We start from the raw sequence: 20,665 nt of genomic DNA on the forward strand, positions 1-20,665 counted from the left end.
AGCTACAGCAAATAGCGGCCCGGAAAGGCCCGCCCGCCTACCTGGCGCGCCAACGCAGCGATAGCAGGTGCGCCGCGCAGGAGAGCAGGGGGAGGCCCGCCATCAGCAGCAGGGCGGCCGCTGGCGCGGACCCTTCGAACAGATGATGGTGGAAGATCGACCGCACCAGACCCGCCCAGGCAATGCCGGTTGCCACGAGGGCGGCCAGCAGGCCAGCCCACCACACCGATGAGGCCGCAAGAAGTTCGCCCGAGCCGCCCTGCCACCAGCGCCGGGCAAGGCCCCACCAGATGATCAGCACCAGACTGGCGGCGACGAACCACGCGGCCGCCCACCCCGGCGCATCGCCTGGCCCACCGTATTGATGGAGCACGTCGCGCACGCACAGCCCAACCACGACAAACGCCGCCACGGCATGCGGGAGTCCAAACAACGCCATATGCAGCAGCAGACCCCACCGCTGCCTGCCCAGGGGTTTCATCCCGTCAGGTGCCTTGCGTGCGCCGCAGCCGCACCAGCATGACAGCCGGCAACATCAGCGGCGGCCCTGCCAGCAGCAGAACCAGTGCCATCGGACTCGCGGCGGCCTGCCAGAATGCCATGCCGACCACCGCCAGGGCGGCAAGGACGCCAAGGCCCAATGCAACCCACGGCCAAGGCCCGGCATCGCGCAGGCCGGTGCGTCCCTGTCGGAGATAGCGGCTGCTCAACCACAGCCAGCCCGCCACCCCGCTCAGGCCCGCACTGCCCCAGCCACCGATCAACAGGCGCGAGGCCCGGTCCAGATAGGCCGGCTCGACGAACGCGACCCAGACCCCGATGGCGGCGAAGGTGCCGCCGCCGGCCATCCCCACGATGCCGCAGATCAGGGCCAGCACGGCGTAGATACGCCGTTGCCGGCCCTCGTCCATATCAGCCGTAGACCGGGTACTTGCGGCACTGCGCGCTGACCGCGTCGCGGACGCGGGCGATCACGGCCTCATCTGCCGGGGCGTCGAGCACGTCGGCGATCCAGTTGGCCAGCTCCACGCAGTCCTGCTCCACGTAACCGCGCGTGGTGACCGCCGGCGTACCCAGGCGCAGGCCCGAGGTCACGAACGGCGAACGCGGGTCGTTCGGCACGGAATTCTTGTTGACGGTGATGTGGGCCAGGCCGAGCGCGGCTTCAGCATCCTTGCCCGAGACATCCTTGCCGATCATGTCGACCAGCATCAGGTGGTTCTGGGTACCGCCAGAGACGATCTTGTAGCCGCGCGCGATCAGCGTATCCGCCATCGCCTGGGCGTTCTTGACCACCTGTTGCTGGTAGGCCTTGAAGCCCGGCTCCAGCGCCTCCTTGAAGGCCACGGCCTTGCCGGCGATGACGTGCATCAGCGGACCGCCCTGGATGCCCGGGAACACGATGGACTGCAGCTTCTTCTGCAGTTCTTCGCTTGCCCCCTTGGCGATGATGATGCCGCCACGCGGGCCGCGCAGGGTCTTGTGAGTGGTCGAGGTGACCACGTGGGCGTGCGGCAGCGGGCTCGGGTAGACCCCGGCGGCGACCAGACCGGCCACGTGCGCCATATCCACGAACAGGTAGGCACCGACCTTGTCGGCGATGGCGCGGAAGCGCGCCCAGTCCACCACCTGCGAGTAAGCCGAGAACCCGGCGACGACCATCTTCGGCTTGTGCTCCAGCGCCAGGCGCTCGACCTCGTCATAGTCGATCAGGCCGGCTTCGTCGACACCGTACTGGACGGCGTTGAACAGCTTGCCCGAGGCATTGACCTTGGCACCGTGGGTCAGGTGGCCGCCATGGGCCAGGCTCATGCCCAGGATGGTGTCGCCCGGCTGCAGCAGCGCGAAGTACACCGCCTGGTTGGCCTGCGAACCGCTGTGCGGCTGCACGTTGGCATAGTCGGCATCGAACAGCTGCTTGAGGCGATCGATGGCCAGCTGCTCGGCGATGTCCACGTATTCGCAGCCACCGTAGTAACGCTTGCCCGGATAGCCCTCGGCGTACTTGTTGGTCAGCTGGCTGCCCTGGGCTTCCATCACCGCCGGGCTGGTGTAGTTCTCGCTGGCAATCAGCTCGACATGGTCTTCCTGGCGCTGGGTTTCGGCGGCAATGGCCTTGGCCAGTTCGGGATCGTAGCTTTCGATGCGGACGTCGCGCGGGAACATCGGGTGGTACTCCAGGACAGGGAGGAAAGGCGTCGATTGTAGCCCGTTCCCAGGCTGGGGCTGCCCTGCTTCGGCGCCCTGGCTGCGCGCGGCCGGCCCGGTCAAAGGCGCCCTGCCCCCATTTTTTGAGACATACGCTGGATTCGGTGATGGCGGTCACGCACTTTTGACGGTTAACAGGATCAGCCCTGGTTTTTCCCGTCCTGGGGCCTATCACCGTAAGGAAACGCTCCAATGCGCTGCTCCGGCTTCTCGCCCCCCGCCCTCCGTCAGTGCTGCCTGCCACGGCGGGCAGGCCTGCTCGTCCTGGCCCTGGCCGCGCCCCTCGGCCAGGTCGCCTTGGCCGCCGACACTGCGCCACCGGCCGCCACCGCAAGCGCGACCGTACTGATCGCGCGGGTCACCGTGGAGGGCGTGGGTGATCACCCCGCCAGCGGCATCAGCCGCGCCGCCGTGGAGGCCGTCGCCAACCAGGCACTGCGTGAGATCAGCCCAACGCTGCCCGCCGCGCTGGATTTCGAGCAGATCCAGCAGATCAGCGCGCGGATCACCCAGACGTATCGCGAGGCAGGGTTTCTGGTCTCGGTGGCCTATGTGCCGCCGCAGGACATCGGCGAGCGCCAGATGCTCACCCTGAATGTCCTGGAAGGCCGGGTGGGCCGGGTGCTGGTGCAGGGCAGCCAGCGCTACCGCGACCACCAGCTCAGCGCCAGCAGCCTGGGGCTGATCGGCCGTCCCCTGCGCCGCGCCGAACTGGACCGCGCCCTGCTGTATGCGCGTGACCTGCCAGGGGTGTCGGTTACCTCGGTGCTGCAGCCCGGTCAGCAAGCCGGTGAAACGGACATCGTGCTGGTCGCCCAGGACAGCGCGCATCCGTATGAAATCACCGCCGGGCTGAACAACCATGGCACCGACAGCACGGGCAAGTACCGCGCCGAACTCGGTATCAGTGCCTTCAACGCGCTTGGCGCGGCCGATGTACTGGGCGCCAGTGTCGCCTACGGGCTGGATCCGGCCGACAGCTGGCAGGGGGCGTTATCGCTGAGCATTCCCTCCTCCGCCATCGACGGTCTGAGCCTGACGGCCGGCGTGAGCCGCAGCGAGATCGAGCTCAACAACGGCCCGTTCGCGGCGCTGGAAATCCATGGCCCCACCACGGTCGGGCAAGCCGGGCTGGACTGGAAATTCGTCAACCGTACCGATCTGCTGCTGCAGGTCTCCAGCCGCTGGATCCACCAGGAATCCCGTCTTGATGGCCTCGGCATGCAGCTCTCACGTCATACGTTCGACGTGCTTGAAGCCGGCCTGTCGATGCGGCATACCGACCGCCGGTTGCGCGGCATCAACCTGGTGCAGCTGAGCACGCGCAAGTCGATCAACGACGAGTCAGCGCCGTTCGATTGGCTGTATCCCAACCACGACAGCTACTACTGGGTGACGCGACTGTCGGCGGCTCGCCTGCAGGCCCTGCCCGGCAACCAGCGCCTCTACCTGCGTGGCACTGGCCAGTTCACCGACAACGCGCTCACACCGATGGAGCAGTTCAGCATCGGCGGCCCCAACAGCGTGCGCGCCTTCCCGCTCTCGGCCGCGCTGGGCGATCGTGGCGTGCAGGCCACCTTCGAGTACCAGGTCGATGCGCCCGGCTTCGCCACCCTGCCCTCACCGTTCCAAGGCCGCAACTGGGGAGACGTGTTGTCGCTCCAGCTGTTCTACGACTGGGGCAGGACCTCGCCCGTGGCGCAGAACCGCCGGCTCGGGCTGCAGCCCCTCACGCTTGAAGGCGCGGGGCTGGGCCTGCAGCTGCGGCTGCCGCAGGGCCTGCAGTTCAACCTGACCGCTGCCACCCCGACCGGCCGCACCCAACCTGCCGATCAAGACGATATGCGCGTCTGGGCCGGCATCAGCCTGACGTTCTGAGGAACACAGACCATGAATCGTATCTATCGCCTTGTCTTCAATCGTGCGTTGGGCCGCGTCCAGGTTGCTTCGGAGCTGGCCAGTGGCAGCGTGGCCGGTTCCGGTGCTGCCCTGTCCTCGCAGCGGCAGCCGGCACTGCGCCCACTCTGGCTGCCGCTGCTGCTGGCGCTATGGGCGCCGGCCGGGCTTGCCGCGACCCTGCCCACCGGCGGCATCTGGACCACAGGGGCTGGCAACATCACCCCCTCCGGTGTCGATGCGCTCACCGTCAACCAGACATCGACCAAGGCGCTGATTGACTGGAACAGCTTCGACATCAGCAGTACCGGTACCGTGAACTTCGTGGTGCCCGGTAGCAGCGCGGTCACCGTCAACAAGATCAATTCTGGTACGCCGAGCACCATCGCCGGCCTGCTCAACGGCAACGGCCAGGTGTTCCTGATCAATCCGGCCGGGATCATGTTCAGCTCAGGATCCAGCGTCAACGTCGGCGGCCTGGTGGCCAGCACGATGGCGCTGGACGGAGGCGTGGCCAATGACGTCTACGATTTCCAGGGCAGTGCCCAGACCGGTGCGCAGATCATCAACCTGGGCAACCTGACCGCGACCAACGGATCGATATCGCTGCTGGGCGCGGCGGTCACCAATGGCGGCAGCATCCAGGCCGCGCAGATCAACCTGATGGCGGGCAACCCGGTACGGCTGCAGCTCTACGAGCCCGGCACCGGCATCAGCGTCTACTTGGCCAGCATCAGCAATTCCCCCGCCACTGCGTTCGGCAACAGCGCCATCCACAACACCGGCACCCTGCAGGCCGGGGCGATCAACCTGCAGGCGGCGGTAGCGCCGGGCCTGCTGCCGTCCCTGATCAACCTGGGCGGCGTGGTCACCGCCAGCAGTGTCTTGGGCAACGATGGCAGCCTGGTGGTACAGGCCCACGGCGGGGGCATCGTGCAGACCGGCAACGTCAGTGCCGGTGTCACCACGCTGTACGCCGAAGGTGATGTCACCCAGAACTCCGGAACCCTGTCGGCCGGGACCCTGCAGTTTGCCGGCCCCCTGCGGAACGTGACGCTGGGGTCACCCAGCAACCGCATCGGTAACCTTGGCGGCACCGTGCAGGGCAATCTGGTGGTGGGCAACAGCATCGCGCTGGAGCAGGTCGCACCGCTCAACGTGGGCGGCACCAGCACGATCAACACCGGCGGCAATGCGATCACCCTGACCAACCCGAACAACTGGTTCGGGGGCGCGGTCAGCCTCACCTCGGGTGGCGATGCCCGCATCCGCAATACCGGTGCTCTCACACTGGGGCAGCTGGATGTAGGCAGCCTCGACGCGACCACCTCAGGCCCGGCGGTGTCCAGCGCACTCAGCTTCGGCGGCGGCAGCGTCCGTGGCGCGCTGTCGGCGACGTCGACTGGCGCCATCTTCCAGACGGGCGCGCTGCGTGTGGCAGGCGCGACAACGCTGCAGGCCAACGGCGACATCCGATTCGACAACCCCGGCAATGCCTTCGGCGGCATCGTGTCGCTGGGCGGAAACAACGCGTACATCAGCGACGCCGCGATGCTGCGCTTCGGCACGTTGAACGTCGGCGCCCTGTTTGCGAGGGCGCCGCAACTGCGGCTGTCCGGACCGGTCACCACGGCGGGCTACCAGTTCTACGGTGGCGATCTGCTGCTCGAGCGCGACACGCAGTTGACCAGTACCGTCGGCGCCGTCGACTTCGGCGGTCGCGTGGATGGCGCGTACGCACTCGGCGTCACCGGCCGCTGGTCGACATTCGCGGGCAACATCGGCGGCGCGACTGCGCTGTCGTCGTTCGATGCACGTGGTGTCCGCGACCTGACGACGATCGGTGGCAACCTCACCACCGCGGGCAACATCGCATTCGGCGTGACCGGGGTGCGCAGCGGAAACTACACGGTGCGCAGCACGGGCGGCTCGATCGCCGTGACCGGTGCCCTCGACGCGGAAACCGACGCCCGCGGCCAGCTGACACTCGCCGCCCTCAACGGGGTCTTGCTGGGCGCCGATGCCGGTGCGTCCCGTCGTCTGCAGTCGCTGGCGCTCAAGGGCGCGACGGTGTCCGCCCGCGGCATCCGCGTGGCCAATACGCTGACCGTGGACAGTGGCAGCGCGTACACCCAGCAGGGCGCCTACGACATCGGAGGCAACGCCCGCTTCGTGGCGAATGGCAACATCACCCTGGCCAATGCGTCCAACCGCTTCGGCGGCGTGCTGTCGCTCGATGGCGGCGCTGCGATCGTCGATGCCGCCTCGGCGCTGACGCTTGAAGGGATCGACGTGGACAGCCTGCGCGCGACCAGCGTGGCCGGACTGACGCTGGCCGACGCGAGGGTCGCGGGTGATGCCACGCTGACCGGCAGCGCGCTTTCCCTGGGGACCTTCGACATCGACGGCGACCTGGGCGCGCATGCAGGCACCGGCGGCCTCGTGTTCGGTGCCGGCCGCGTCGGCGGCAGCCTCACCGCGGACAGCGGCGCGGCGATCGGCCAGGCCGGCGCACTCGTCGTCGCAGCGGTCGCATCCTTCGATGCCGTCGGCGCGATCGCAGTGGCACATGCCGGCAACCGCTTCGGTGGCGATGTGGGCGCGCGCGCCGGTGCAGGCGTGGTCCTGCGCAGCCAGGACACCCTGCGGGTCGTCGACCTCGCCAGCGGCGCTGGAAGCAATGTCGATCTCGCAGGCGGCACTCTGGAACTCGCCACCGCTGTCAACACGGGCATGGGGCGCTTGACCCTGCGCTCGGAGACCGGCGCATTGGCCCTGGGCCACACACTCGGCGGCGGTGCCGTGTCCCTGTATGGCGCGAACGGTCTGGTGCTCGGAGCCGATGTCTCCGCGGCCGGCGCGCTCGCGCTGTCGAGCGGCGTGGACATCGTGCAGACCGGTGGCCGCATCGATGCAGGCGGCACAACGACCCTCGATGCGGGTCGCGACATGGATCTGCGCGGCGCCGGCAACGACTTCAGTGGTCGGGTCCACATGCGCGGTCGCAACGTCGCGCTCCGCGACAGCAATACCCTGGTGCTCGGCCAGGTGGACGCGGCCAGCCTCGATGCGCAGGCGACGACGATCCACCTGGCGCCCGCCATGACCACCTCGGGTGACCAGACCTATCGGGGCAGCGTTGTGCTCGATGCCGACACCGCGCTGGACAGCGCGTCGGGCGACATTGCGTTCACCGGCACAGTCGACTCGACCGCCAGTGGCCGGCATACCCTGACCGCGCGCGCCGGCGACGGCGACATACGCTTCGGGGGCGCGGTCGGCGGCAGCCATGCGCTCGCCGGGCTGGATGCCGATGCAGCGCGGATCGTGATCGGCGGTGCGCTGACCATCGACGACGGCAACGGCGGTGGCACCCTGTCGCTCGCGAGCGACAGGGATGGCATCACCCAGTCGGCTGCGTTCCAGGTCACGGGCGACACGCGCCTGGCGACGAGCGGCGGCGCGATCACCCTGACGCGAACCGACAACGATTTCGGAGGCGAGATCGACCTCGTCGGTGCCGACGCGGTGGCGATCACGGATCGCAATGCGCTGGCGTTCGGCGGCGTGTCTGCGTCCTCGTTGGCCGCGACCAGCCACGGTGCGCTCAACCTCGGCGCCATGACGCTTGCCGGTGCGTTGGATGCGCGCTCGAATGGGGGCGCGATCACGCAGACGGGCGTGTTGATGGTCGGCGGCGCCAGCACGCTCGCTGCAGGCATCGGCGACATCACGCTGACCCACGCTGGCAACCAGTTCGCCGGCTCAGTCGCACTTGCCGGTCGTGACATCACGATCCGCGCTGCCAACACCCTGCCGCTGGGCGCTGTCGATGCACGCAACCTGCGTGCAACGGCGGACACGATCGCGCTGCGCGGCGACGTCACCACCGACGAGGATCAGGAGTACGCCGGCGCGGTGCGGCTGGATCGTGATGTGGCGCTCGCCGCCGGTCGCAGCGTCGCGTTCGGTGGCACGGTCGACGGGACGCACGCGTTGGACATCAACGCCGGCGGGCAGGTGGGTATCGCAGGCGCGGTCGGGGGGGCTGGCGCGTTGAGTCATCTGAACATCGATGCCAACCTCACCGCGCTGGGCTCGAGCCTCCACGTTACCGGAAATCTATCGGTCGACGTGGATACCGGCGGCATTACCCAAGCCGATGCATTCCGGGTAGGCGGCGCGTCTTCGTTCAATGCCAATGGCGCGGATATCGCGTTGAAAGATGCCGGCAACCATTTCACTGGAGCAGTCGATCTGTCTGGCCGCGATATCGCTATCAACGCCGCCAACGCGCTGAGATTGGGCTCCGTCACGACGGGTGCACTGCGCGCCAGCAGCGATGGCGAGCTGCGCCTCACCGGCATGATCCGTGCCGACACAATCGACCTCGCAACAGCGGGTCGCTTCGTCAATGACGTTGGCTCTACCGCACTCGATGTCAGCGGCGGCAATGGCCAGTGGCGCATCTTCCTCGACAGCCCAATGCTGAACCACCAGTTCAATGGCCTCGACAGCGGCAATACCGCACTCTGGAACACCCCGGCATTCGCAACGCCAACGGCCAGCGGCAACCGCTACCTGTTCGCTTACCAGCCTCTTTTGACCGTCACCGGTGCAAACCTGAGCAAGATCTATGGCGATACCGTCGATCTGAGCCAGGCTTACATCGTGAGCGGGGCGATGCAGGGCGTAGCCGGCGCTTATGAAGCGGATCGGATCGGCGGCGTATTGGGTGGCGCTCCGTTGATCACCTCAGCCGGCTCCACTGCGATGGCCAATGTGTCCACCACACCCTATGCGCTGTGGGTCGGAAAGGGATCACTCGACAGCTCGCAGGCCGGCTATGCACTGCGCTTCATCGATGGCACCCTGCAGGTGGATCCACGGGCACTGACGATCACCGCCAACAACGGCGGCAAGACCTATGGCCAGTCCGGTGGCCTCGACGGCTTTGGCAGCCATGGTCTGGTCAACGGCGACACCGTGTCTTCAGTAGATCTGGTATCCACCGGTATGGTGGCGACGGCCAACGTCGGCAACTACCTGATTGCCGCCAGCAATGCGGATGGCACGGGGCTGTCGAACTACGACATCACCTATGTCGACGGCGTCCTGAGCATCGGCAAGGCCGGATTGACCATCACCGCCAATGATGGCAGCAGGACGTATGGGCAAACCGGCGGCCTGGCCGGTTACAACGTCGATGGTCTGCTCCATGGTGATACGGTGGGCAAGGTCGATCTGGCGAGCTCCGGAGCCAGCGCTAGTGCCAACGTCGGCAACTACACCATCACCGCCAGCAACGCCGACGGCAACGGCTTGTCCAACTACGACATCACCTACGTCAACGGCGTGCTGTCCATCGGCAAGGCCGGATTGACCATCACCGCCAACGATGCCCGCAGCAACATCGGCCAGATCGCTGTACTGAATGGCCATACCGCCGAAGGGCTGCTCAACGGCGATGCCATCGACAGCGTTGTGTTGCGCATCGAGGGGGATGATGCCGGTGCGCGCCCCGGCCGCTATGCGATCCACGCCGGCGATGCGCAGGGTGCCCGCTTGGGCAACTACGACATCCGCTACCGCCCCGGTACGCTGGACATCGTCGGAGTGTGGCCAGAACAGGCACTGCAGGTGGCGCGCGAGGTCGCGGCCAATCTACCTGCGCTCGCGGTGATCCCATTGGTAGAGCCATCCACCCCGCCGCTGTACCGCCTGAGCGAAGCGGCCATCCGTCCCGTCGAGGATCGCTGCACGTCCCTGCGCGGAGGTTGCCTGCGCCAGCCGCCGGAATGATCGCCGGCGTGCGATAGCAAGAAGGCGCATCCACCGGATGCGCCTTCTTGTCATCCTGCTTACCGGTTGATCACGTAGTCCGCAATGATCCCGGTGGCGATGGCGACCAGCAGCAGGTTGCCGCGGTCGTCGCGGATCCAGTGATGGTCGCGCGGCGGGCGGCGCACCGAATAGCGGCTGTAATCGTTGACCACGTAGACCGGCCCGCCGTAGTACTCACGGTAGCGGTGGCCACGCGCCCAGCCGTAGGAGCCATACCCCGGCGCGGGGCGATAGACCACACGCGGCGGCGGCGGGCCTGGACGGTAGTAACCACGATTGTCGTAGCGATGGTCGTAACGGCGGTCGTGGCGGACCTCGCGACGGTCATGACGATCGTGCCGGTCATGGCGATCGTGGCGGTTGTCACGGCGGTCATCACGCCACTCCCGGCGGTCGTGCCCGCGGCCACGATGGTCATCGGCGAAGGCCGGGGCCACGGTGCCCAAGGCCAGCAGCGAGGCAACGGCCCCGACCACAAATCGATTCATGCGCATGATTGGCCTCGCTTGGTGGATTGATGGCTCCATCATGCGCACGCCGTCTGAACGGTCTCCGGCTGGAAACGGTTTCCAATTCAAGGGCTTTGACCCCGCATTCAGGCGGCGGCAAGCCCCGGGGCTCGTGGCTCCCGGCGGCACTGATCGCTTCCGGCTATAATCGGGGCATCCTTTTCTTCCATCTGTTCCTGTTCCGTCCGGAACGGGCGCAGGGTTGCGCCTTCGGAGACCTCATGTCCTCGCAATACATCTACACCATGAACCGCGTCAGCAAGGTGGTCCCGCCCAAGCGGCAGATCATCAAGGACATCTCGCTGTCGTTCTTCCCGGGTGCCAAGATCGGCCTGCTGGGCCTGAACGGCTCCGGCAAGTCGACGGTGCTCAAGATCATGGCCGGCGTGGACACCGATTTCGAGGGCGAAGCCCGCCCGCAGGCCGGCATCAAGGTCGGCTACCTGGCCCAGGAACCGGAACTGGACCCGACCAAGACCGTGCGTGAATCGGTCGAGGAAGGCGTGGGCGAAGTGCTGCAGGCCCAGGCCCAGCTGGACGCCGTCTACCTGGCCTATGCCGAGGAAGGCGCGGACTTCGACAAGCTGGCCAAGGAGCAGGAGCGCCTGGAGGCGATCCTGGCCGCCGGCGATGCACACACCCTGGAAAACCAGCTGGACGTGGCCGCCGATGCGCTGCGCCTGCCGCCGTGGGAAGCCATCGTGGGTACCCTGTCCGGTGGTGAAAAGCGCCGTGTGGCGCTGTGCCGCCTGCTGTTGCAGAAGCCGGACATGCTGCTGCTCGATGAACCGACCAACCATCTGGACGCCGAGTCCGTGGAATGGCTGGAGCAGTTCCTGGCCCGCTACACCGGCACCGTCGTGGCCGTCACCCATGATCGCTACTTCCTGGACAACGCCGCCGAGTGGATCCTGGAACTGGATCGCGGCCGCGGCATTCCGTGGAAGGGCAACTACACCGACTGGCTGACCCAGAAGGACGACCGCCTGCGTCAGGAAGACAACCAGGAGAAGTCCCGCCAGAAGGCGATCCAGAAGGAACTGGAGTGGTCGCGCCAGAACGCCAAGGGCGGCCGCACCAAGGGCAAGGCCCGTCTGGCCCGCCTGGAAGAGCTGCAGTCGGTGGATTACCAGAAGCGCAACGAGACCAATGAAATCTTCATCCCGCCGGGCGAGCGCCTGGGCAATGCGGTGATGGAGTTCAAGAACGTCTCCAAGAAGTTCGGTGACCGCCTGCTGTTCGACAACCTCAACTTCCTGGTTCCGGGTGGCGCGATCGTCGGCATCATCGGCCCCAACGGTGCCGGTAAGTCGACCCTGTTCAAGATGATCACCGGCCAGGAAAAGCCGGATACCGGCGAGATCGTGGTCGGCCCGACCGTCAAGCTGTCCTACGTGGATCAGAGCCGCGACGCGCTGGAAGGCAACCACAACGTCTTCCAGGAAATCGCCGGCGGCCTGGACATCCTCAACATCAACGGTGTGGAGATCCAGTCGCGCGCTTACATCGGCCGCTTCAACTTCAAGGGCCAGGATCAGCAGAAGCTGGTCGGCTCGCTGTCCGGTGGTGAGCGTGGCCGCCTGCACATGGCCAAGACCCTGCTGCAGGGTGGCAACGTGCTGCTGCTCGATGAACCGTCCAACGATCTGGACATCGAAACCCTGCGTGCGCTGGAAGATGCGCTGCTGGAGTTCCCGGGCAACACCTTCGTGATTTCGCATGACCGCTGGTTCCTGGATCGCATCGCGACCCACATCCTGGCGTTCGAAGGCGATTCGCACGTGGAGTTCTTCCAGGGCAACTACCGCGAGTACGAAGAAGACAAGCGCCGCCGCATGGGCGACGACGCCGCGCCGAAGCGCCTGCGCTTCAAGGCGCTGAAATAAGAAAGGAAAAACGGCCGCGCACTGCGCGGCCGTTTGCATTCCGGTAGGTCACGACCGTTGGTCGTGACGCCTTATCGTCGCGAGATAACCACCATGTCCCTTCCCGAGCGCCTGTTCCAGCTGCAGCAGCACGGCACCTCCGTGCGCACCGAACTGCTGGCCGGCCTGACCACCTTCCTGACGATGTCCTACATCGTGTTCGTCAACCCGGACATCCTGGGCACCACCGGCATGGACCCGGGTGCGGTATTCGTCGCCACCTGCCTGGCCGCTGCACTGGGCTCGATGGTGATGGCGTTCGCCGCCAACTTCCCGGTCGGCATGGCCCCGGGCATGGGCTTGAATGCGTTTTTCGCCTTCACCGTGGTCGGTGCCGCCGGCCTGCCCTGGCAGCAGGCGTTGGCCGCCGTCTTCATCTCCGGTCTGGTGTTCCTGGTGCTGTCGCTCACCGGCGTACGCGCGTGGCTGGTGGCGGGCATCCCGCCCTCGCTGCGTGCGGCGATCGTGGCCGGCATCGGGCTGTTCCTGGCGATCATCGCGCTGCAGAAATCCGGGGTGATCATCGCCAACACCGACACACTGGTCGCACTCGGTCCGCTCAATACGGCGCCGCCGCTGTTGGCGCTGGCCGGCTTCCTGCTGATCGCCATCCTGGAGGCGCGCAAGGTGCGTGGCGCGATCCTGATCGGGATCCTGGCCGTCACCGGTGCGGCGTGGCTGCTTGGTGATGTGCAGTTCCACGGCCTGATCTCGCTGCCACCGAGTCTGGCCCCGACCTTCCTGCAGCTGGACCTGCCCGGCCTGCTGCACCACGACGGCGGTGCGCCGATCGCAGTGTTGCTGCAGGTAGTGCTGGTGTTCGTGCTGGTGGAAGTGTTCGATGCCACCGGCACGCTGTACGGCGTGGTCGGTCGTGCGGGGCTGCTGAAACTACCGGGCGCACAGAAGCGGTTCGGCCGCGCGCTGCTGGCCGACAGCACCGCGATCGTGGCCGGCTCGCTGCTCGGGACCAGCAGCACCACCGCCTTCGCTGAAAGCGCGTCGGGCGTGCAGGCCGGTGGCCGCACCGGGTTGACTGCGTTGGTGGTGGCCGCGCTGTTCCTGGCCGCCCTGTTGTTCTCGCCGTTGGCGGCGATGGTGCCCGGCTATGCCACCGCCCCTGCCCTGCTGTTCGTGGCCGGGCTGATGCTGCGTGAGCTGGTGGATGTGGACTGGGGCGACCTGACCGAATCGGTGCCGGCCGCGCTGTGCGCGTTGGCGATGCCGTTCACCTACTCCATCGCCAATGGCCTGGCCTTCGGCTTCATCGCGTACGCGGTGCTCAAAGCCGGCACCGGGCGCTGGCGCGAGGTGCACCCGGCGGTCTGGCTGGTGGCCGGGTTGTTCGTGCTGCGTTACGCGCTGGAATGAAGGTGCGCCTACCGACCGGTAGCCGGTAGGCGGCGGATCAGGCCCAGGCCGGGCGCAGTTGGCCGTCGGCGGCGAAGCGGTAACGACCTTCGTACCAGCCCAGCGCAAACAGGCTGAGCACCTGCTCGTAATAGCGCGGCGGTGCGGCACGCTGCTGCTCCGGCGTGGGCAGGCCAGCCACCATCGCCTTTGCCCGGTCCGCTTCGCCCTGCGCCTGCAGGTACGGTACCAACGCCGCCTCGAAACCGTAGTTGCCGGTGCCCTCGCGCGCGCCGGTGAGCGTGTTGACCTTCTCGGGTATCGGCTGGCCGTCGCGCAACACTGTCAGCGGGCCGTGCAGCGCCTCCAGCACCGGGCGGAAGCTGGGATCGTTGACCGCGGTCATGCCCGCCCACAGGTAACAGCGGATCGCGTCATAACTGCCGAGCGGGCCCTTGTCGGGGTCGGCGATGAAGCTGCCGTCGCGCCATGCGGTCCAGTCCGGCGCGAAGCCGTGCGGTGCGGTGTCGCGCAACAGACGCATGCTGTTGCCGATCACGGTGGTCCACGGCCCGGTCGGGTCCAGTGCGGCGAACCGGCGCAGCAGCGGCAGTGGGACGTAGCTGGGATTGAAGCGCCAGGTATCTTCGGTCGCAAACCCGTTCGGCCCCGGCATCAGCATCGTGCCCAGGCCCGGCACATTCACCACTTCCTGGGCCAGGATCGCGGCCAGCATCGCCTCGGCGGTCTGCCGCAGTGCGGGCCGTTTCCACAACCGGGCCGCTTCGTGCAGGGTGTAGGCCAGCCACACGTCCGAGTCGCTGGCCGGGTTGTCGTCCAGCACCTTCCAGGCGCTGGCGGCGGCATCGCGCCCCCACAGCCAGGCCGGCAGGCGCTGGGCCATGCTGCCACCGGCGAGGTTGTCCTCGGTCCAGCGCAGGATGCGGTCGAACAGCGTCTGATCGTTGTCCACCAGCGCGAAGAACAGCGCGTAGGACTGGCCTTCAGAGGTCGAGCGCTGGTCGGCGTTGTTGTGGTCGACCATGCGGCCGTCCGGGGTCACGCTGGAGGCGCGCATCACCTGCCACGCCGTCCACGGGCCGGGGCCACGCGCTGGACCGTTGGCAGAACACGCCAACAACGGGGTCACGGCCAGCGCCTGCAGCAGGCGGCGGCGCATCGGGTGGAACGATGGGGAATCAGTCACGGGACATCAGCCTCTTCGCAACAGGAACGGGCCAAGCCTGCGGGACACCCGCGGCCAGGTAAAGCCTGGCAGCGGGCCGGTCATCAGCGCATGACGGCGATCATTCACCCGAGGCGTACGGCGAGCGCAGCGGCTGCGGCTGCTTGCCCAGCCCGGCGCCGAGGCGGTCGAGCAGGAAGCGCAGGTACAGGCTGGTGCCGAACTGCCGGTAGTCACGCGCGTTGTTGAACTCCATGCGCCCGCCCAGGAACAGCTGCGAAGACAGCTGCCATTCGGCGGCAGCGCTGAGGTTGTAGGACACGCCGGTCTTGGTCTGGCCGGTGTAGACCGGATCGACGTACTCGGTGGTCAGGCCCAGCAGCGCGGCCATCGAGGCGGCATCGTAGGCAGCCTGCTGCATGGCCGGATCGGTCGGGAAGTAAGGCGCAGCGTCTTCCTTGAAGTGCTGTACGCCGACGCTGGTATCCAGCTGCCACGCCACGCGGCCGCTGGCGGTGCGGCCGTTCCAGTGCACCGGGAAGCCGACATCCACATAACGCTGCGGGCTGAAGTAGCCGCCGTGCCCATAGGTGAAGCCGCTGAGGTTGCGGTCGTACTGCATCGCGGTCAGGTTCAGGCCGGCGGTCAGCGATTGGTTGTCGGTTTCCAGCGCGTGTACGTACACGCCCACGCCGACTTCCTGGCGATCGTTGTCGGCCACGTTTTCGCCTTCCAGGCGGTGCCACGACGCACTGGCGTAGCCGCCCAACTGACCGTTGTCGACGGTCGCGGCGAGCTTGGCGCCGCTGGCGGTCACCCCGCCCCAGCGCAGCCCGTTGCGCCCGTCTTCCACCCCGGCGAAGGACAGCAGGCTGTCGGTCACGGCGCGGCGCGAGGCTTCGCCGGACCAGATCAGCGCATCGCCGATCTGGCCGCGGTAGCCGATGCCACCGACGATCTGGGTGTCATCGAAGCCGAGCGGGGTGCTGCCGACATCGGCGCGGAAGCCACCGCGCTCGTAGCCGACCGAGACGCCGGCACCGCTGGCATCCTGGGAGCTCATGCGGCGCGCACCGGCGGCATTGGCCACCATCGCATAGAGCGTGTCCTGGAAGGCCTGCGGGGTCTGCGAACCGCCGCCGCCCTGGGACAGGGTCTTGAGCTGGGCCTGCTCGGCCGCGCTCAGCCCGCGCACCAGGCCGGCATTGCCCAACACCTGCGTGGCGATATCGCTGATCGGCGTATTGGCCAGATCGCGGCTGAGGATGTAGCTGGGCAGCGGATCGGCGAACAGCAGCGCACGCGCGGCAGCCGCACGTTCGGCCTGCGTCAGCGAGCCATCGGTCTGGTTGAACAGTTCCTGGTAACGGCCGTTGTCCAGTGCGCGGTCGTAGATCAGATTGCGGGTCGCGTTGCTCTCGCCACGGGTCAGCAGTGTCTGGTACAGCGACGAGCCGACCAGATCATCGACCGGCGTGCGATCAGCCGCCAGTGCGCCGGCCAGAGCCGCCTGCGGGCCACCGCCGAAACGGCTGGCACTGGTGTACTCGGGATCCGGGCGACCGGCATCGAGCACGGTCGGGGTGATGGCCACCTTGAGCTTGCCGTCGCCGACCGCGAACTGCCCTTCCAGCGGCACCTGCAGGTCATCGAGCTGGCCCATGCCGGCTTCGCCGGCGCGGGTGCGATACGCCGCGCCCACGGCCAGGCTGCTGCTGTTCTCGGCCTTGAGCGCGCGCAGTTCGTCGAGCACGCCGTTGCCGGTGGTGGCCGGCGGCAGCGGGCCAAGCGCGGTGTTGCGCGAGGCGCGCGGCGCACTCGCCTGGCCGGGCACCTGGCGCGAGCCGGGCACCGGCAACGGCAGGCCGACACCGCCGCTGGCCGCGGCCGTGGCCATGACCGGCTCCGGCAGGCCATCGGCATCGATCACCGGGGTGACGCTTGCCGGGCCCAGACTCATGCCCATCGCCGGACCGGCGTCCATCGGCAGCGGTTCGGCAGCCAGACGGGCAGTCGCGGCCGGCAATGGCAGCCCCCCGTCGCGCAGCGCTGCGGTACGGGTGCCACCGCCACGGTTGAGGCCAGCGAAGGGATTGAAGCTGCCACCGCCTGCCAGCATCGCGGTGCTGGCCTGCGGGTAGCCGTTGTCGAGCTGGCCACTGCCCTTCGCGGCAGCCGCCAGCGACGCGCGGAAGTAGCTTTCAGCACGGCGGTTCTTGCCGGCCGCGCGGTACACACGGCCGGCGGCCGCCAACACATCCGGCGATTCCGGCGCCTGCTTCAGCGCGCGCTCCAGATACTGTTCGGCCAGGTCCATGTCGCGCATCGCCGCGGCACTGCCGGCAGCGGCGACCATCGCATCCAGATCGCCCGGCGCCAACTGCAGCTGCTGCTGATACAGCGCCAGCGCCTGGCCGTTGTCGCCCGCGGCGGCGTACAGCCGTGCCAGCGCAGCGATGTTGCGCGGATCCTGCGGGCGCTCGGCCAAGGCCGGGGCCAGCACCGCATATGCACCTTCCAGATTGCCCAGCTCACGCAGCGCATCGACCTGGCGCAGCACGTAACCGCTGCGCAGATCGTTCAAGCGGGTCTGCTGGCTCGCCGAGAGCGGCACGTCGGCGAGCTGGCGCAGGATCGCGGCGACTTCGCCATCGCGACCGGCGCGCAACAGCACCGAGGCATATTCCAGGCGATTGTCGACGCTGGGCGAACCGCCTTCGATCAGGCGCTGCGCGAGCACGAGGGCGCGCTGCTGGCTGCCGATGTCGGCGTAGGCACCGGCCAACGCGGCCACGATGGCCGGATTCTTGACCCGGTCGCCGAGTGCGGCTTCGGCGCGGGCCAGCAGCAGCTGCGCTTCGCCACTGCGCTGGCGCTGCATGAGTGAGCGCGCCTGGGCGGCCTGCACCTGCACCCACGCGGTGTCGTGCAGCGCGGTCATTTCTGAATCACGCGAGGCGGTGGGAATGCGTTCGAGCAACGCATACGCGCGCGGCCAATCACTGTTTTCCTGAGCGAACAGCGCCTGGGCATACAGCGAGGTCGCCGAGCTGTCATCCAGCGCGCGCAGCCCTTCGATCACGCCGTTGGCCTGGTCGGGGCGGCCGGCACGCGTGTACAGGCGCGCCAGTTCCAGCCGCAGCCACGGATCGCGCGGCTGCACCAGCAGCGCGTCTTCCAATTCGATCTGCGCCATCTCGATGCTGCCCTCGGCCAGCGCCTGCTGTGCGCGGGCGCGGGCCAGGTTGGCACGCAGCACGGACTGGCCACCGGCGCTTTCCTGCTGGGCCGGGGTCAGCCGGTCGAACAACGCGGCCGCTTCATCGGCGCGACCGAGACGGCCGAGCAGGCCGACCAGTCCCTGCAACGCACCGGCATTGCCGGCATCCAGTTCCAGTGCCTTGCGGTAGCTGCGTTCGGCCGCGGCCGGATCGCTGCCGCTCTGCAGGTCGGCCAGCGCGACGTAGCCGGCGGGCTCCTTGGGCTGCAGCGCGATGACCTGCTGCACGCGGGTGATCGCATCGCCGCTGGGCTGGCGACGCACCTCCTGCAGCGTCAGCCAGTAGCGCGCGGCATCGGCCGCGCTGCGCCACTTGCCGTTGATCGCAGCGGCCGGGCGCAGCAGTTCATTGGCCTCACCAAAGCGCTCCTGGCGCAGGCGCACCGAGCCCAGACCGCCGAGTGCCTCGGCATCGCGCGGCCGCACGCGCAGCACCTGCGCGAAACGCGCTTCGGCCTGGGCCAGGTTGTTGCTGTCCAACGCGCGGAAGCCCTCGCCGAGCAGCCGCTGGTTCGGGTCCTGCGGCGCGGGACGGTTGGCGATGGCCTGCTCACGCAGCTGCGCCTGCTTGGCCGCCACTTCACGATCATTCGGCACCACGTCCAGGAAGGCCTGGTACAGCCCGGCATCGGCGGTGGTGGCGTTGAGCCACAGCAGCGCCTGGCGCCAGGCCGCACGCGCGGGGCCGGCGGTGTCGGTGGCCTGGCTGAGCGCACGCAGCTGGGCGATGCCCTCGCGGCGGGTCGGCTCGCGGTAGGTCAGCACCTGGGCCAGTGCGAGCTTGGCCGGGTTGTTGTTGCCGGTGGCGATACGGCGCAAGCCATCGCGCGCGCGGGTCCAGCCTTCCGGCGTACCGGCCAGCACCTGGTAGTACTCCAGCGCCAGATCGTTGGGCGGGCCGCCCGCACCGAAGGCCTCGTCATAGGCGCGTACCGCCTCGACGTATCGACCGGCCGCCGCCGCACGGCGCGCGGTCTGCAGCTGGTTGCCACCGCCGCCGCCGCCAAGCGCCATGCGCAGGCGCGTGGTCTGCGCCGAGGACGGGTGGCGTGCCTGCAGCTGCTGCAGCCGCTTCTGTGCCTCGGCACGGCGGCCCTGGTTGAGGTCGATCAGGCCCAGGCCGAGCAGTGCGTCGGCCTGGTTGGGATCGGTCGCCAGCAACTTGCGCCAGGCATCGGCCGCCAGATCTTCACGGCCCTGGTCCTGCCAGTAATTGCCCTGGCTGACCAGCTGCTGCGTCGAGGACGCGTTCTGCGCGAAGGCCGGCACGGTCAACACGCACAGGCCAACCAGGCAAAGGGGGGTCAGGGTCTTGCGGAACATGGCGAACTCCACGCGGGCAGCAGTCGCCCATCGGCAGAAAAACGGTAGCGGCGATCCATCCAGCCCTTGCCGAACAGCACCAGGGCACGATCGTAATAGTTGAGGGTGCCGGTCGGGATCCGCGCCAGCTGTGCCTTGGCCAGTGCAGGCTGGCCAAGCGCACTGAGATACGGCAGCAGTGCGGCGGCAAAGCCCGGCGAGGGTGCGCCGGTGCCGACCCCCAGACGCGTGTCGATCTTCTCGGCAAAGCCGGTCTGCGCGCGCAGCATCGACAGCGGGCCGGACAGGCCATCAAGCAAGCTGCGCCGCAGCGGATCGGCCGGGTCGGTCATCCCGGCCCAGAGATAGCAGCGGATGGCATCGTAGCTGCCGAGCGCGCCCTTGCCGGCGTCGACCACGAAGGCCTTGCCGTTCCAGGCAATCCAGTCCGGCGCGAACCCGACCGGGGCGCTGGCGCGGGTCATCGCCACGCTGCGCTCGGCCAGCCGCGCCCACGGGCCGCGTGCATCGACGGCGGCGAAGCGGCGCAGCACGAACAGCGGCAGGTAACTGGGGTTGAGCGTCCAGCGGTCGGCCTGCACGAAGCCGCGATTGCCGGGCAGCAGCATCGGCCCGAATCCGGGCAGCTCGACGATTTCGGCCGTGCGCATCAGCGCGAGCGTCTGGCGCCCGGCCTCGACCAGGCCCGGGCGCTTCCACAGGCGGCCGGCTTCAAGCAGCGCATAAGCGATCCACAACTCGCCATCGGAGGCGGTGTTGGGGTCGAGCACGCGGAACTGGCCGTCGGCGGCCCGGCCCCACAGCCACGCCGGCAGATTGAGATCGGCGCGGCCGCGGCAGAGGTGGCGGCGGGTCCAGGCCAGAATGCGGTCGAACAGCACCGGATCGTTGTCGACCAGCGCGAAGAACAACCCGTAGGACTGCGATTCGGAGGTGCTGCGCAGGTCCGTGTTGAGGTGATCGACCACGCGCCCGTCGGGCTCGATGTGCCGATCCACGAACGTGCGCCACTCACGCCACGGCGTGCCACAGGCCTGCGCCCATGCGTTCAGCGGCAACGCGGCGGCAGCACCGGCTGCCGCGAGTGCCTGCAGAAAGCGGCGGCGCGCGAGCGCCGGCGCGGGGACGGACGTGTCGAGCATGC

Annotated in this window: 11 protein-coding genes; 4 read left to right on the forward strand and 7 right to left on the reverse strand. The window is 68.1% G+C overall.

The window, feature by feature from the left end; genetic code table 11:
* Nucleotides 1–37: 37 nt before the first annotated feature.
* Genes ACW6W5_RS13330 through glyA form a run of 3 tightly spaced genes read right to left on the reverse strand, consistent with a single transcriptional unit; the run spans nt 38 to nt 2,166 of the window.
* Nucleotides 38–481: a hypothetical protein gene (locus ACW6W5_RS13330; RefSeq protein WP_152152394.1), complete on the reverse strand. Its 444-nt coding sequence runs from the start codon at nt 479–481 to the stop codon at nt 38–40.
* A 4-nt stretch (nt 482–485) separates the two neighbouring features.
* Nucleotides 486–911, reverse strand: a complete 426-nt coding sequence (locus ACW6W5_RS13335) for a hypothetical protein (protein WP_152152396.1) — start codon at nt 909–911, stop codon at nt 486–488.
* Between the two features lies 1 nt (nt 912).
* The gene (gene glyA, locus ACW6W5_RS13340) at nt 913–2,166 is read right to left on the reverse strand and encodes a serine hydroxymethyltransferase (RefSeq protein WP_121042670.1); all 1,254 of its coding nucleotides are present in this window, start codon (nt 2,164–2,166) and stop codon (nt 913–915) included.
* 234 nt (nt 2,167–2,400) lie between these two features.
* Between glyA and ACW6W5_RS13345 the strand changes: the two genes are divergently transcribed.
* Both ACW6W5_RS13345 and ACW6W5_RS13350 read left to right on the forward strand, forming a co-directional pair.
* Nucleotides 2,401–4,086: a ShlB/FhaC/HecB family hemolysin secretion/activation protein gene (locus ACW6W5_RS13345; protein ID WP_152152398.1), complete on the forward strand. Its 1,686-nt coding sequence runs from the start codon at nt 2,401–2,403 to the stop codon at nt 4,084–4,086.
* A gap of 12 nt (nt 4,087–4,098) precedes the next feature.
* Nucleotides 4,099–9,906 carry an MBG domain-containing protein gene (locus tag ACW6W5_RS13350; RefSeq protein WP_152152400.1) on the forward strand — a complete coding sequence of 1,936 codons (5,808 nt, stop codon included), beginning with the start codon at nt 4,099–4,101 and terminating at the stop codon, nt 9,904–9,906.
* Between the two features lie 59 nt (nt 9,907–9,965).
* Here ACW6W5_RS13350 and ACW6W5_RS13355 read toward each other — a convergent pair whose 3' ends face one another.
* Entirely contained in the window at nt 9,966–10,442 is a 477-nt protein-coding gene (locus ACW6W5_RS13355) for an RcnB family protein (RefSeq protein ID WP_152152402.1), read from the reverse strand.
* A gap of 236 nt (nt 10,443–10,678) precedes the next feature.
* On the opposite strand from ACW6W5_RS13355, the gene ettA reads away from it, so the two are divergent.
* Both ettA and ACW6W5_RS13365 read left to right on the forward strand, forming a co-directional pair.
* Nucleotides 10,679–12,343 carry an energy-dependent translational throttle protein EttA gene (ettA, locus tag ACW6W5_RS13360; RefSeq protein ID WP_121042662.1) on the forward strand — a complete coding sequence of 555 codons (1,665 nt, stop codon included), beginning with the start codon at nt 10,679–10,681 and terminating at the stop codon, nt 12,341–12,343.
* Between the two features lie 93 nt (nt 12,344–12,436).
* Complete coding sequence (locus ACW6W5_RS13365; RefSeq protein ID WP_152152404.1) at nt 12,437–13,753, forward strand: NCS2 family permease; 1,317 nt, start codon at nt 12,437–12,439, stop codon at nt 13,751–13,753.
* A 37-nt stretch (nt 13,754–13,790) separates the two neighbouring features.
* On the opposite strand, the gene bcsZ (ACW6W5_RS13370) is transcribed toward ACW6W5_RS13365, so the two are convergent.
* The 3 genes from bcsZ (ACW6W5_RS13370) to bcsZ (ACW6W5_RS13380) form a co-directional block, all read right to left on the reverse strand.
* Nucleotides 13,791–14,912 (reverse strand): cellulose synthase complex periplasmic endoglucanase BcsZ, encoded by a 1,122-nt coding sequence (bcsZ, locus tag ACW6W5_RS13370; protein ID WP_152152460.1) that lies wholly within the window; start codon nt 14,910–14,912, stop codon nt 13,791–13,793.
* Nucleotides 14,913–15,039: 127 nt separating this feature from the next.
* On the reverse strand, nt 15,040–19,521 hold the full coding sequence (locus ACW6W5_RS13375) for a cellulose biosynthesis protein BcsC (protein ID WP_193222789.1): 4,482 nt from the start codon (nt 19,519–19,521) through the stop codon (nt 15,040–15,042).
* Nucleotides 19,503–20,663 carry a cellulose synthase complex periplasmic endoglucanase BcsZ gene (gene bcsZ / locus ACW6W5_RS13380; RefSeq protein WP_152152408.1) on the reverse strand — a complete coding sequence of 387 codons (1,161 nt, stop codon included), beginning with the start codon at nt 20,661–20,663 and terminating at the stop codon, nt 19,503–19,505. The genes ACW6W5_RS13375 and bcsZ (ACW6W5_RS13380) overlap by 19 nt, the downstream gene beginning before the upstream one ends.
* Between the last annotated feature and the right edge of the window lie 2 nt (nt 20,664–20,665).

This window comes from Stenotrophomonas sp. IS26 (genome assembly GCF_054188265.1).